This window comes from Dactylosporangium sp. NPDC050688 (assembly GCF_040654515.1).
Classification (GTDB): Bacteria; Actinomycetota; Actinomycetes; order Mycobacteriales; family Micromonosporaceae; genus Dactylosporangium.
In genome coordinates, this window is record NZ_JBFAIC010000003.1 from 58,392 (window position 1) to 72,285 (window position 13,894).

12 protein-coding genes are annotated in these 13,894 nt (G+C 70.7%); 9 read left to right on the forward strand and 3 right to left on the reverse strand.

Going from position 1 to position 13,894, the window contains the following annotated elements:
* Positions 1-2 precede the first annotated feature (2 nt).
* Positions 3-1,205 carry a toxic anion resistance protein gene (locus AB0H83_RS04415; protein ID WP_360086646.1) on the reverse strand — a complete coding sequence of 401 codons (1,203 nt, stop codon included), beginning with the start codon at positions 1,203-1,205 and terminating at the stop codon, positions 3-5.
* Between the two features lie 16 nt (positions 1,206-1,221).
* Positions 1,222-1,800, reverse strand: coding sequence for a TerD family protein (locus AB0H83_RS04420; protein WP_360086649.1), 579 nt, complete (start codon positions 1,798-1,800; stop codon positions 1,222-1,224).
* 309 nt (positions 1,801-2,109) lie between these two features.
* Here AB0H83_RS04420 and AB0H83_RS04425 point away from each other — a divergent pair, with 309 nt between their 5' ends.
* From AB0H83_RS04425 to AB0H83_RS04445, 5 genes are all read left to right on the forward strand, one after another.
* A complete protein-coding gene (locus tag AB0H83_RS04425) occupies positions 2,110-2,694 on the forward strand; it encodes a TerD family protein (protein WP_360086652.1) in 585 nt (194 codons plus the stop codon).
* A gap of 50 nt (positions 2,695-2,744) precedes the next feature.
* Positions 2,745-3,899 (forward strand): DUF475 domain-containing protein, encoded by a 1,155-nt coding sequence (locus tag AB0H83_RS04430; protein WP_360086655.1) that lies wholly within the window; start codon positions 2,745-2,747, stop codon positions 3,897-3,899.
* A 74-nt stretch (positions 3,900-3,973) separates the two neighbouring features.
* Positions 3,974-4,609 (forward strand): hypothetical protein, encoded by a 636-nt coding sequence (locus AB0H83_RS04435; protein WP_360086658.1) that lies wholly within the window; start codon positions 3,974-3,976, stop codon positions 4,607-4,609.
* A gap of 34 nt (positions 4,610-4,643) precedes the next feature.
* Positions 4,644-5,222 (forward strand): TerD family protein, encoded by a 579-nt coding sequence (locus tag AB0H83_RS04440; protein WP_360086661.1) that lies wholly within the window; start codon positions 4,644-4,646, stop codon positions 5,220-5,222.
* A gap of 189 nt (positions 5,223-5,411) precedes the next feature.
* The gene (locus AB0H83_RS04445; protein WP_360086664.1) at positions 5,412-8,111 is read left to right on the forward strand and encodes an RNA repair domain-containing protein; all 2,700 of its coding nucleotides are present in this window, start codon (positions 5,412-5,414) and stop codon (positions 8,109-8,111) included.
* A gap of 91 nt (positions 8,112-8,202) precedes the next feature.
* On the opposite strand, the gene AB0H83_RS04450 is transcribed toward AB0H83_RS04445, so the two are convergent.
* Positions 8,203-9,255, reverse strand: a complete 1,053-nt coding sequence (locus tag AB0H83_RS04450; protein WP_360086667.1) for a nitronate monooxygenase — start codon at positions 9,253-9,255, stop codon at positions 8,203-8,205.
* A 95-nt stretch (positions 9,256-9,350) separates the two neighbouring features.
* On the opposite strand from AB0H83_RS04450, the gene AB0H83_RS04455 reads away from it, so the two are divergent.
* The 4 genes from AB0H83_RS04455 (at position 9,351) to AB0H83_RS04470 (ending at position 13,888) form a co-directional block, all read left to right on the forward strand.
* Positions 9,351-10,346: a LacI family DNA-binding transcriptional regulator gene (locus AB0H83_RS04455; RefSeq protein WP_360086670.1), complete on the forward strand. Its 996-nt coding sequence runs from the start codon at positions 9,351-9,353 to the stop codon at positions 10,344-10,346.
* A gap of 213 nt (positions 10,347-10,559) precedes the next feature.
* Positions 10,560-11,906, forward strand: a complete 1,347-nt coding sequence (locus AB0H83_RS04460) for an extracellular solute-binding protein (protein ID WP_360086673.1) — start codon at positions 10,560-10,562, stop codon at positions 11,904-11,906.
* Between the two features lie 2 nt (positions 11,907-11,908).
* A complete protein-coding gene (locus AB0H83_RS04465; protein ID WP_360086676.1) occupies positions 11,909-12,844 on the forward strand; it encodes a sugar ABC transporter permease in 936 nt (311 codons plus the stop codon).
* 168 nt (positions 12,845-13,012) lie between these two features.
* Positions 13,013-13,888, forward strand: coding sequence for a carbohydrate ABC transporter permease (locus AB0H83_RS04470; RefSeq protein ID WP_360086679.1), 876 nt, complete (start codon positions 13,013-13,015; stop codon positions 13,886-13,888).
* Positions 13,889-13,894 lie beyond the last annotated feature (6 nt).

The window sequence follows — 13,894 nt, forward strand, 5'->3', positions numbered from 1 at the left end:
GCTCAGCCGGTCTGCTGGCCGCGCAGGGTGCGCTCGAGATACGGCTTGGCCCGCTCGATCTGCCCCTCCAGGGCGTGCACCGTCTGCGCCATCGACTCGACCGCCTGCGCCCTGAAGGTGTCGACGGCGTCCATGGTGGCGAACACGTTGTCGAACGCCGCCTGGAGCTTGTTGATGTCGATGGTGGCTGACGCGGCCTGCTGGTTGATCGCGGCGCCCTGCGTCTTGAGCTGCTGGGACGTGGCCTCGATGAGGTTCGAGGTGACCGTGTTGAGCTGGGTGATCTGGTCCAGGACGAGCTTCTGCCGGGCGAGGGCCTGCGACACGATCACCGCGATGCGCAGCGCGGCGATCGTGGTGGTCTGCGCCCGGTCGACGCCGCGGATGAGCTCCAGGTTGTTGCGGCGGACCAGGTCGAGGGCCATGTAGCCCTGCACGTTGACCGCCATCTGGGTCATGATGTCCTGCCGGCGCTGCCGGACCGGGAACAGCGCGTCGGAGCGCAGGGTCGCGGCGGCCTCGGTCTGGCCCGCGGCCTCCAGGGCGGAGACCTTCGCCTGGATCGCGTCGTCGAGGGCCGCGGCGAGCTCGTTGTACTCGGCGAGGCGGCCCATCGTGGTCCACATGTTGACCTTTTCGGTCTCGATGGCCGCGTTGTCCTTGCGAAGGTCGTTCTGACCCGACTCCAGCGCGACGATGATCGCGTTGAGGTGCGACTGCGCCGATTTGTACTTGGCGAAGTACCGGTCGATCTTGTCGCCGCCGGGCAGCCACTTCAGGACCTTCTGCACCCCGGTCAGGTCGGCCCGGTTGGGGTCCAGGTCGGTGATGGTGTTGCGCAGGTCGACGAGGGTGTTGGCGACCCTGACCTGGGCGTCGTCGGTGCCGCGGCCCCGGCTGCGGCCCATCGCGGCGGCGGGACGCTCCAACATGCGGTTGGACATCCCGGCCGCCGCGCGCATGTCCTGCTCGCCCATCGACGTGATCGACGCGACCTTCTGCTGGAAGGCCGGCGAGTTGGTGTCGATCGAGGCCAGCTCCTCGACGAAGGCGGCCGCCCTGCGGTGCAGCTCCTGCTGCTTCTCCGTCTGCACGGGCACGGCGCCGGCCGCCTGCTGCGGCTCGACGACCACGACCGGCGCGGGCGGGGTGAGCACGAGCGCGCCCTGCTGAGTGGGGTCGCCGCCAAGATCGAGTTCGGACATTCCTGGACCTTTCAGATCAGCCGACGTTGACGCCGAAGTCGCGGGCGATCCCGGCCAGCCCGGAGGCGTAGCCCTGGCCGACTGCGCGGAACTTCCACTCGCCGTTGTGCCGGTACAGCTCGCCGAAGATCATCGCCGTCTCCGACGACGCGTCCTCGGTCAGGTCGTAGCGGGTGAGCTCGGCGCCGCCGTCCTGGTTGACGACCCGGATGAAGGCGTTGCGGACCTGCCCGAAGGACTGGCCGCGCTGGGACGCCTCGTAGATCGACACCGGGAACACGATCTTGTGGCACTGGGCGGGGACCTGCTCCAGCTGCACCAGGATCTTCTCGTCGTCGCCGTCGCCGCCGCCGGTGAGGTTGTCGCCGGTGTGCTCGACCGACCCCTCGGGGCTCTTCAGGTTGTTGAAGAAGACGAAGTGCTGGTCGGACAGGATCTTGCCGTTCTCGCCGAGCATGAGCGCGCTCGCGTCGAGGTCGAACTCTGCGCCGGTCGTGGCCCGCTCGTCCCATCCGAGGCCGATCATCACCGCGCGAAGGTTCGGCGCCTGCTTGGTGAGCGAGACATTGCCGCCCTTGGTGAGGGTGACGGACATGGAACTCTCCTCGCGCTCTCGTTGTGGTCGTCAACCGTGTCCGATCGGGCTGTCGGATATATTCATCCGGCTGATCGACGACACCGGAGCTGCCTTCAAAGCTAACGCGCTTCCGGCTAGTGTCGAACATTGATCGAACAAGCCGGAGCCTACCCCAACGCCTCAAGCGCACGCGCTGCACGAACGGGGAACGCCGGCTCACCCTGGCGGCCGGACGCTACTCTCGGGCGGGCAACACCATGATCAGCCCGGGCGCCGCCTGACGCCGGGGCAAACAACAGGCAAACCATCGAATGACTGGAGATCGGTATGGGCATCAGCCTGACCAAAGGTGGCAACGTCTCACTGACCAAGCAGGCGGGTCCCGCCGGTCTGACGGCAGTGACCGTCGGCCTCGGTTGGGATGTCCGCACGACGACCGGCACGGAGTTCGACCTCGACGCCTCGGCGATCGCCACGGGCGCCGACGGCAAGGTCTTCTCCGACAAGCACTTCATCTTCTACGGCAACCTCGCCACCCCGGACGGCAACATCCAGCACACCGGCGACAGCCTCACCGGTGAGGGCGGCGGCGACGACGAGCAGATCAAGGTCAACCTGGCCGCGCTGCCCGCCGAGGTCGACAAGATCGTCTTCCCGGTGTCCATCTACGACGCCGACACCCGCTCGCAGTCCTTCGGGCAGGTCCGCAACGCCTTCATCCGGGTCTTCAACAGCGCCGACGGCGTCGAGCTCGCGCGGTACGATCTGAGCGAGGACGCCTCCACCGAGACCGCCATGGTGTTCGGCGAATTGTACCGCAATGGTGCCGAATGGAAGTTCCGTGCGGTCGGTCAGGGCTACGCATCCGGGCTGCGCGGCATTGCCCAGGACTTCGGCGTCAACGTCGGATAGTAAGGTCGGCGCACCGCAACTTCCCTGATGAGCCCGAAACGGTGTGACAGATGTTTCTGAAGACATTCGGCTGGTCGCTGGCTGTCACCGCGGCGACACTCGTCGGCGCCTTCTTCCTGGGCGGGCCGACCGCCTTCCTCATCGTCGCGATCCTGTGCGTGCTGGAGATCTCGGTGTCGTTCGACAACGCCGTGGTCAACGCGACGGTGCTGGGTCGGATGAACCCCTGGTGGCAGCGGCTGTTCCTCACCGTGGGCGTGCTCATCGCCGTCTTCGGCATGCGCCTGGTCTTCCCGCTGCTGCTGGTCGGCATCACCGCCCAGCTCAACCCGGTCGACGTCATCCGGCTCGCCCTTGAGGGCGGGTCGGTTGACGAGCCCGGCACCTACGCGGCGCTGCTGCACGAGGCGCACCCGAGCATCGCCGCCTTCGGCGGCATGTTCCTGCTCGTGCTCTTCCTCGACTTCATCTTCGAGACCCGCGAGCACACCTGGCTGACCTGGATCGAGAAGCCGCTCGCCAAGATCGGCAAGCTCGACCAGCTCTCGGTCGTGATCGCCCTCGCCGTGCTCGTCATCGCGGCCGAGACCCTCGCCAAGGACACCGGCACGGTCATGGTCTCCGGCGTGCTCGGCATCGGCGTCTACATCCTGGTCAACAGCCTCGGTGAGCTCTTCGAGAATGCCGGCGGCCTGGCCGACGACGAGGACGAGGACGAGAAGCCGGCCGGCATCCACGGCGACGCCGGCGACGTCGACAAGGGCGCGTCGAAGTCCGGCCCGAACGCCGTCGTCCAGGTGGCCGGCAAGGCCGCGTTCTTCCTGTTCCTGTACCTCGAGGTCCTCGACGCGTCGTTCTCCTTCGACGGTGTCATCGGCGCGTTCGCCATCAGCCAGAACATCTTCATCATCGCCGCCGGTCTCGGCGTCGGTGCGATGTACATCCGGTCGCTGACGGTGTACCTGGTCCGCAAGGGCACCCTGAGCGAGTACGTTTTCCTCGAGCACGGTGCGCACTGGGCCATCGGCGCCCTCGCCGCGATCCTGCTGGTCGGGATCAAGTACGAGGTGCCCGAGATCATCACCGGTCTGATCGGCGTCGGCTTCATCCTCGCCGCATTCCTGTCCTCGGTGCTGCTCAACCGGCGCAACGGCACCGGTGAGTCGGCCGAGGAGCGCGCCGAGAGCCTCGCCGGCCGACCGTAAAACTAAAAACCAAGACCCAAAGCCGACCGTAAAACTCAACCCGCGTCCCCCGTCCCGGGAAGGCAGGCAACGCCGTGACGAATCCCAACAACCCCGTCTCGCTGTCCAAGGTCACCCTGACCAAGGCGGCGCCTGCCGTCTCGCTCGCCAAGCAGGGCGGGGCCGCGGGCATCCTCCGGGTCAACCTCAACTGGGCGCAGCCCGCCGCCAAGGGCGGGCTGTTCAGCCGCAAGCCCAAGGGCATCGACCTGGACCTCGGCTGCCTGTACGAGTACAGCGACGGCTCCAAGGGCGTCGTGCAGGCGCTCGGCGACTCGCTGCGCGACGTGCACACCCTGGGTCCGGATCCGATCTGCCGCCTGGACGCCGACGACCGCAGCGGCACCAGCAGCGGCGGCGAGAACCTGTTCGTCGACCTGCGGTACGCGGCGCACATCCGCCGTATCCTGGTGTTCGCGTTCATCTACGAGGGCACCCCGAACTGGGCCGCGGCCCAGGCCGTGGTGACCCTGTTCCCGGTCGCCGGGCCCCAGCTGGAGATCCACCTCGACGAGCCGGACCCGTCGGCCATGATGTGCGCGATCGCGATGATCGAGGGCAACGGCGCCGACGTGTCCGTGCGCCGCGAGGTCCGCTACGTCCGTGGCGGGCAGCGCCTGCTCGACGAGACCTACGGCTGGGGCATGCGCTGGGCGGCCGGCCGCAAATGACAGCGTTGTCGACAGAAATCGGGAAGGCGCACGTATGGGTGTGAGTCTGAGCAAGGGGCAGTCCGTCTCGCTGGTCAAGGGTGGCGGCGGCACGCTCACCCGGGTCCGCATGGGCCTGGGCTGGGACGCGATGAAGAAGAAGGGCCTGTTCGGCGGGCTGAAGACCCAGTCGATCGACCTCGACGCGTCCTGCCTGCTGTTCGACAGCGCCGGGCAGCTGGTCGACCAGGTGTGGTTCCGCCAGCTGCGCAGCAAGGACGGCGCGGTGCAGCACACCGGCGACAACGTCACCGGCGCGGGCGAGGGCGACGACGAGAGCATCATCGTCGACCTGGTGGCCCTGTCGTTGAACGTCCGCACGCTGGTGTTCGTGGTCAACTCGTTCACCGGGCAGAGCTTCGCCCAGATCGAGAACGCGTACTGCCGGCTCGTCGACGAGACCAACGGCGCCGAGCTGGCCCGCTTCGACCTCAGCGGCTCGGGCCCGCACACGGCGCAGGTCATGTGCAAGGTGACCCGCGACCAGGCGGGCTGGACGATGACCGCGATCGGCACCCAGGCCTCGGGACGCACGTTCCGCGACCTGCTGCCGGCCGTCGCCGGCCACCTCTGACCCGCACCACCGCGACCGCGCCCGCCTGCCGGCCCAGTGCCGGCGGGACCGGGCGCGGTCGCGTCTGTGCCGGCCGCCCACCGCGCCGGCCGCCGGTGGGCCCGCCGCGCCGGTAACGGGTGGAGGCCCGCCGCGCCGGTAAGCCGATAACCGGTGGAGGGGGTCGCGGCCGGGTCCTACGATCCCGGCATGGCCAGAGGACGCGGCACCGGGAGCCTGCGTCCCGTGCAGGACGTGGTGTCCAGGATCCGCTTCGACGCGGCGCTGGACGCCGCCAGGTTCTCCGTCGGCTACGAGGAGCGCGGCGCCGGGATCAGGGAGTCGCCCCTGCCCCTGTTCGTCGCCGGCGGGGACGTGCCGTGGCACCGCGTCCGGTACGTGAAAGCCGGCGACCTCGTCGTCTGGGACCGCCACGCGCGGATCGACCTGGTGTTCGGCACCGGCGAGACGCCTGCCGCCGACCTGGCCGCGATCGCCGCGCCGCGCCCCGCCGCCCCGCCGCCCACACCGGTCGCGGCGCGACCCCAGGCGGCCAGACGGGCGGCATTCGACCCGGCAGCGTGCCTGCGCTTCGACCCGGTGGCCGGCGCGTGGGTGCCGGCCGGCCCCGCCGGCGACGTGCGGGCCGACGCGGTGCAGGTCGCCACGTTCAACGTGCTGTCCGACGCGTACGACCGCGACCTCACCTACCCCGACCTGCGGGTCCCTGCCTGCGTCGACGTCCTGGAAGGGCTCGGCGCCGACATCGTGGCGCTGCACGAGGCGACCCCGGCGCTGTGGGACGCGCTGCTCGCCGCGGCGTGGGTGCGGGCCGGCTACCACGTGTCCGCCGGCCCCGACCCCGAGGCGGGCTACGGCACCGTCCTGCTGTCGCGGTGGCCGCTCGCGATCGAGGTGCACCGGCTCAGCACGTACAAGCGGACGCTCCTGGGCATGCTGCGCCTCAACGGCCGCCGCGTCGGGTTCGTCGCCGCGCACCTCACCAGCGACCACACCGCGGGCGCCGAGCAGCGCCGCGAGCACCAGCTGCGCATCATCGACGAGCGGCTCGGCCGCGGCGACCTCGACGGCGCCGTCGTGCTCGCCGATCTCAACTTCGGCGACGACACCCGGCCCGACATCGACGGGTACACCGACCCGTGGCGGCTGCTGCACCCGCACGACGCGGGGTTCACGTTCGACCCGGTGGTGAACCCCCTCGCGGCGCTCGCCTCGGTGACCGGGCGGCCGCGCCGGCTGGACCGGATCCTGGTGCGCTCCGCCACCCCCGGCGGGCTCGTGCCGCTCGCCGTGGAACGCTTCGCCGTGGAGCCGTTCGACGGCGGACGGTTCGTGTCCGACCACTTCGGCGTCACCGCGCTGCTGCAGGACGCCGCACCGTCCACAGTGGTCACCGCCGCGCCGGTGCACACCTCGGCGCTCGTGCTGCGGCCGCCGCCGGCGGTGTGGGCGCCGCTGCAGGCGATCCGCGCCGCGCACGACCCGTCGTTCCGGCGCTGGATGCCGCACGTGAACCTGGTGTACGGCTTCGTCCCCGAGGCCGACTTCCCCGTCGCCGCGGCGGCGGTCCGCGAGGCCGTCGACGGGCTGGGCCCGCTGCGGATCCGGCTGGCCACGTTCCGCACGTTCGAGCACCGCGGCAGCACCACGGTGTGGCTGGAGCCCGAGCCCGGCGACGCGCTGCGCGAGCTGCAGGCGGCCCTCGCCCGGCGCTTCCCGGCCTGCCTGGAGCAGGACAGCCGCGGCGGCTTCACCCCGCACCTCACGGTCGCGAAGCTCACCGGTCACGATGTCGCCGCGCTGGTACGGCAGTGGCAGGCCGACTGGCAGCCCGTCGAGTTCACGGTGACGTCGGTGGACCTCATCAGCCGCCGCGACGGCGAGCCGTTCGCGGTGCGTGACAGCGTGCCCCTCGGCGAGGCCGCCCCGCACCCCGCGGTCGCGGCGCTGCCGCCGTGGAGCGGGCTGCCGTCACCGGGCCACGGCGTGGCGCTGCACGCCGTCGCCGACGCCTGCACCGCGGTGGACCCCGGGTCCCGGCTGCACGTGGTCGGCTCGGTGCGGCTCGGCGTCGCGGGCCCGTCGACGGACCTGGACCTGGTGTGGGCGACCGCGCAGCCCGACGCCCTCGAGCGCCTCGCCGAGCTGCTGAACGACGGGACCCGCCCCGGTGAGGCCGGCGACGGCGACGGGGCGCGCGTCGCCGGCACGGTCGTGCCCGTCGTGCGGGCCACCGTCGCCGGTATCGGCGTCGACGTGCAGCGCGCCGGCGTCGACCCGGCCGACCCGGCCCTGGACCTCGGCACCCTCGACGACGCCGACCTGCGGGCGGTCCTCGCCGTCCGCGACGCCGACGCGCTGCCCGCCGCCGACCCCGTGTTCCGGGCCCTGCTCGGCGAGGTCCGCGCCTGGTCCCGCGCCCGCCGGCTCGACGGCGCCGCGTGGGGGCTCGTCGGCGGGTTCAGCTGGGCGGTGCTCGCCGCCGAGGCCCGCGCCCACCACGTCACCGACCTGACCGGCTTCCTGCGGCACTGCGCCCGGCACCCCCGCCGCCCTCGCCGCGGCGAACGGCACGCCTACTGGCCGGTGTACTCCCCGACCCCACCCGGCATCAACACCACCCGCTCGATGACCCGCTCCACCGCCGCGGTGGTCCAGGAGGCCCTCGCCGGCGGCGGCACCTCCCAGGCCCACGAGCACCGGGTCCTGCTCACCGGCGACGTCGAGGGCCGCGTGCTGGGGCTCATCCTCGCCCTGGAGGACGCGGGTGCCCGGGTGCGGCCGTACCCCCGCGCCGCCGCCCTCGGCCTCGACGGCGGCGACCCCGACCTGCTGCGCGCGGTCGTCGCCGCCTCCGACCTGCCCGCCCGGCTCGTCCACCCCGAGTAGCCCCGGGCGCAGCCGGTCGACCCTCCATGATCCCGAATGGTTCTGGTGGTCCTGGCTACCGAAACCATTCGGGATCATGGAGCGGGCAGGGTCACAGGGACGCGGTCAGGGCGGCGACGACGGTGGCGGCGGGGCCGGTCGGGGCGTGCCGGTGGCCGGTGCCGGCCCACAGGTGGACGCGGTCGGTGTCGCCGGCGGCCGCCGCGGCCCGGCGCAGCGGGGCGGTGAGGTGGTGGATCTGCGGGTAGCCGAGGGGCGCCGTCGGGTCGTGCCGGTCGATGAAGCCGTTGCGCAGCGCCCGCGCCGGCCGCCCGGTGAACGCCCGCGTCATCACCGTGTCGTGCCCGCCCGCGGAGGAAACGCCGCCACGGAAGGCCGGAGGAGAGGCGGGGGAGGAGGCAGCGAGGGCGGCGCGGTGCGTGGCCGAGGTGCCGGCCTCGTCGGTGCGCAGCAGTGCGGTGCCGACCATGGTGGCCACGGCACCCGCGTGCAGGGCGGCCGCCACGTCGGCGGACGTCGCCAGGCCGCCCGCCGCCACGACCGGCAGCCGCGGCACGGCGGCGCGGACGGCGGCGACGAGGTCCGGCAGCGGCAGCGGCGCCGGGAGGTCGTGCGGGGTCAGGGTCGCGCTGTGGCCGCCGGCCGCGGACGCCTGCACGACGAGGGCGTCGACGCCGGCCTCCGCGGCGGCGAGGGCCTCGGCGGGGGTGGTGACGGTCTGCAGGACGAGGCTGCCGGCCCGGCGCAGCGCGGCGACCGCCGGCGCCGCCGGGATGCCGAACGTGCAGCTGACCGCCGGGACCGGGTCGGCGAGCAGCAGGTCCAGCTTCGCCGCCCAGTGGTCGTCGTCGGGCTCCGGCGGGAGGGCGGGCGTCAGGCCGTACACGGCGAACTCATCGCGCAGCTCGTCGAGGTAGCGGCGCAGGTCGCCGGCGGCGCACGGCACCGGCGGCGGGGCGAACAGGTTGACGCCGAACCAGGTGCCGCCGGCGCGGGCCGCGGCCATCCGCTCTGCGAGGGCGTCGGCGGTCAGGTAGCCGGCGGCCAGAAAGCCGCCGCCGCACGCGGCGAGGAGGGCGGGGGTGCCGGCGCCGCCCGCCATGGGCGCGGCGAGGACGGGACCGGGAAGCTCGATGCGGGTCACGGACCAATGTAACCACTTTCGCCGCTACCCTGAGTTATGCAACTCGTTGCACACGCGGGTAGCGTTTTTGCACGCCGCTTCGGTAGACTCCCGGCGTGGCAACGAGACTGTCGAAGGTCGCGAAGTACGCCGGCGTGAGCGAGGCGACGGTCAGCCGGGTGCTGCACGACAAGCCCGGCATCGCCGCCGCGACCAGGGACTCCGTGCTCACCGCGCTGGACGTGATGGGCTATCAGCGGCCGTTCCGGCACCGCAGTGAGATGGCCCGGCTGGTCGGCATGGTGCTGCCCGACTTGCACAACCCGATCTTCCCTGCGTACGCGGAGGCGATGGCGGGCGCGCTGTTCCGGCAGGGCCTGGTGCCGGTGCTGTGCACCCGCACGTCCGACGGCGTCTCCGAGGCGCACTACATCGAGATGCTGCTGGCGCGGCAGGTCGCGGGCATCGTGTTCGTCGCGGCCAGCTACGCCGACGCGGGCCCGGAGCAGACCGCCGCCCTGCAGCGGCGCAAGCTGCCGGTGATCCTGATCAACCCGGCGGACGAGAACCTGGACGTGCCGCGGGTCGGCGTCGACGACGCGATGGCCGTCGACCTGGCCCTGAGTCACCTGCACAGCCTCGGCCACCAGCGCGTCGGGGTGATCGTCGGCCCCGCCGGGCACGTGCCGTCCGACCGCAAGGTCGCCGAGTTCCTGGCCCGCGTCAAGGGCCCGTCGCGGCGGCTCGTGGCGCACACCATGTTCTCTATGGAGGGCGGCCAGGCCGCCGCGAACCGCCTGCTCGCGCAGGGTGCCACGGCCGTCGTCTGCGCCAGTGACGCGCTCGCCCTCGGCGCCATCCGCGCGGCCCGCAAGCAGGGCCTGGACGTGCCGGCCGACCTGTCGGTGATCGGCTTCGACGACTCGGCGTACATTGCCTACACCGACCCGCCGCTGACCACGCTGCGGCAGCCGATCGAGACCATCGGCGCCGCCGCCGTCGCGTCCCTCGTGGCGCAGATCGACGGGCGCAAGGTGGCCCTCGACGAGCAGCTCTACGACCCGGAGCTCATCGTCCGGGACTCCACGGGACCGGTGAATACACCCTCCTGACCTGGGAAAACGCCTGGATTTGCAAGGCTGCGCAAGCGAAGTCGCGCAATCTTGCATTGGATTGCAAAAAGCTATGGACTTTCTGATATCCATGGCCCTACTCTCGTCTCCACGCGCCGCTGACATCGGCGCGGCCCTCACACGTCGTGAGCAAGAAGCCACACCCCTCGGGCCCGCCGCCCGATTGTTTCGGCTCGTGGAGAGAGAGGCACCATGAAGCACATACGTGCCGCTGTGGGCGTGACGCTGTGCGCGTCACTGCTGCTGGCGGCCTGCGGCGACGAAGGCGGGACGCCGGACGCCGCCGACGGGCCGGTCACGATCACCGTCAACGGCATGCCGGCCGCCACCGACGAGTACAACCGGGCCAACTTCGAGAAGGACATCAAGGACTTCGAGGCGAAGCACCCCAACATCAAGGTCGACGCCAAAGAGGGTCAGATGGACCCGAAGACGTTCAGCGCGAAGCTCGCCGGCGGGCAGCTCGAGGACGTCTTCTACGTCTACTTCACCGACCCGCAGAACCTGATCGCGAAGAAGCAGGTCTCCGACATCACGCCGTACCTCGGCGAGGTCCCGGCGATCAAGGACGTCCGTCCCGTCCTGATGCAGGTCTTCAGCGACGGCAAGGGCAAGACCTACGGACTGCCGTCGGCCAACTACTCCCTCGGCCTGATCTACAACCGGACGCTGTTCCAGCAGGCCGGCCTCGACCCCGACAAGCCGCCGGCGACGTGGGCCGAGGTCCGCGAGGCCGCCAAGAAGATCACCGCGCTCGGCAACGGCATCACCGGCTACGGCGACTTCAGCAAGAACAACACCGGCGGCTGGCACTTCACCGTGGAGCTGTACTCCGTCGGCGGCGACGTCGCGGTGAAGGACGGCGAGACCTGGAAGGCCGGCTTCAACAACGAGCAGGGCCGGAAAGTTCTCCAAAACCTGAAAGACATGCGCTTCACCGACAAGTCGATGGCCGAGAAGCAGGCCCTTGAATACGCCGACCTGCTGACCCACATGGCGTCGGGCAAGCTCGGCATGATGGTCGGCGGCACCGGCGACCTGCCCAACATCGTGAACCAGTACAAGGGCAAGTACGAGGACTACGGCCTCGGCGTCATCCCCGACGGCAAGGCCACCCTCGGCGGCGGCGACGGCTACATGTTCAAGGCCGGCCTGTCCCCGGCGAAGATCAAGGCCGGGCTGCAGTGGCTCGCGTTCCGCAAGCTCAACCCCGACCGGGTCGACGCCGACAAGGCCCTCGACAAGGAGAAGAACCAGCCGGTCGGCATCCCCGAGCCCAACATCTGGACCGGCGCGTCGGAGCAGAAGCTGATCGCCGCGAACACCAAGTACGCCAACGTGCCCGCCGCCAACTACGCGCCGTTCAACGCCGCGAGCGCCGGCATCCCGCTGAAGGTCGAGCCGCCGAACGCGCAGCAGATCTACGCCGTGCTCGACACCGCGATGCTGAAGGTCCTCACCGACCCGAACGCCAACGTCGACCAGCTGCTCAAGGACGCCGAGACCCAGGTCAACCAGATCCTGGCGACAGTCAAGTAGTCATGTCGACGCTCACCCCCACCCGTCCCGCGCGACCGTCCACCAGAAGCGTCGCGCGGGACGGCAGGACCAGGCGCCGGATCGCCGACAACGCCAGCGCCTACGCGTTCCTGGCGGCGGGCCTGCTCTGCTTCGGGCTGTTCAGCTGGTGGCCGCTCATCAAGGGCATCATGCTCGCCTTCCAGCAGGACAACTTCGTCACCGAGCCGGAGTGGGTCGGGCTGACCAACTTCCAGGCCGTGCTCGACGACCCGCTGTTCTGGACCGCGTGGAAGAACACGCTGTTCTTCACCGGCCTGGCGCTGGTGTTCGGCTACCTGGTGCCGTTCGGGGTGGCGATCGTCATCCACGAGCTGCGCCACCTGAAGGGCTTCTTCCGGTTCGCCGTGTACCTGCCGGTGATGCTGCCGCCGATCGTCACGGTCATCCTGTGGCAGTACTTCTACGACCCCGGCAACGGACTGTTCAACGCGGTCCTGTCGGCGCTGCACCTGCCGGAGTCCGGATGGACGCAGTCACCCCGGATGGTGATGGTCTCGCTGGTACTGGTGAGCACGTGGGCCAACATGGGCGGTGCCACCATCATGTACCTGGCCGGCCTGGCCAGCATCCCCGGTGAGCTGTACGAGGCCGCGGAGCTCGACGGCGCCGGCGCCTGGAAACGGATCCGGCACGTGACGCTGCCCCAGATGCGCTTCATCCTGCTGGTGCTGCTCCTGCTGCAGATCGTGGCGACGATGCAGGTGTTCATCGAGCCGTACCAGCTGACCGGCACCACCAACCCCGACTCGATCACGGTGATGGTGCTCATCTACCGCTACGCGTTCACCGTCAACAACGACTTCGGCATGGCCGCCGCGATGAGCGTGCTGCTGTTCGTCGTGCTGGGCGCGTTCTCCGCCCTGTACCTGCGACTGACCCGGAGGGGCAGCTCATGAGCGGCCAGCGGAGCGGCTCGGGCCGCGAATCGGCATGGCGGGGTAGCTCGGGCCGACGCCGGAGCGAAGCGGAGGTGGCGGCATGAGCGGCCAGCGGAGCGGCTCGGGCCGCGAATCGGCATGGCGGGGTAGCTCGGGCCGACGCCGGAGCGAAGCGGAGGTGGCGGCATGAGCCAGAGGTCTTTGATCTCGGACAGCGAGCTGCGCCGCCGCCCGGTGCTGTACCGGGTCGTGCTGTGGGGCCTCGCGCTGCTGTTCGTCGCGCTGTTCGTGTTCCCGCTGTACTGGATGGTCACCGGCGCGGTGAAGACCCCGGTCGAGCTGGCCCAGCCGGTGCCGACCCTCGTGCCGCAGAGCTGGCACCCGGAGACGTACCTCGACGCGTGGCGCAAGCTCGACATCGGCCGGTATCTGCTCAACACCGCGTTCTACGCGATCGGCGGCTGGCTGGTGCAGCTGATCGTCGACGTCGCCGCCGCGTACGCGCTGTCGAAGCTGCGGCCCCGCTTCGGCACGCTGATCCTCGGCGGCATGCTCGCCAGCCTGATGCTGCCGGCCGCGGCGCTGCTCGTGCCGAGCTACCTCACCGTCGCCGACGTGCCGCTGCTGCACCTGAACCTGCTCAACACCCCGTGGGCGCTGTGGCTGCCGGGCGCCGCCAACGCCTTCAACATCTACGTCCTGAAACGCTTCTTCGACCAGATCCCCGACGAGCTGCTCGACTCCGCCGGCATCGACGGCGCCGGGCGGCTGCGCATGCTCTGGCACGTGGTGCTGCCGCTGTCCCGCCCGGTCCTCGCCGTCGTCTCGATCTTCGCGATCATCGGCGCCTGGAAGGACTTCCTGTGGCCGCTGCTCGTGCTGCCCGACCCCGGCGCCCAGACGATCAGCGTCGCGCTGAGCCGGCTGGCGTTCAACGGCTACGTGACCCCCAACGAGATGTTCGCCGGCCTGGCCATCGCCAGCGTCCCGATGGTGGTCGTGTTCGCCGTCTTCCAACGCAGCATCTTGAGCGGCCTGTCCGCGGGCGCGCTCAAAGGCTGATATCCC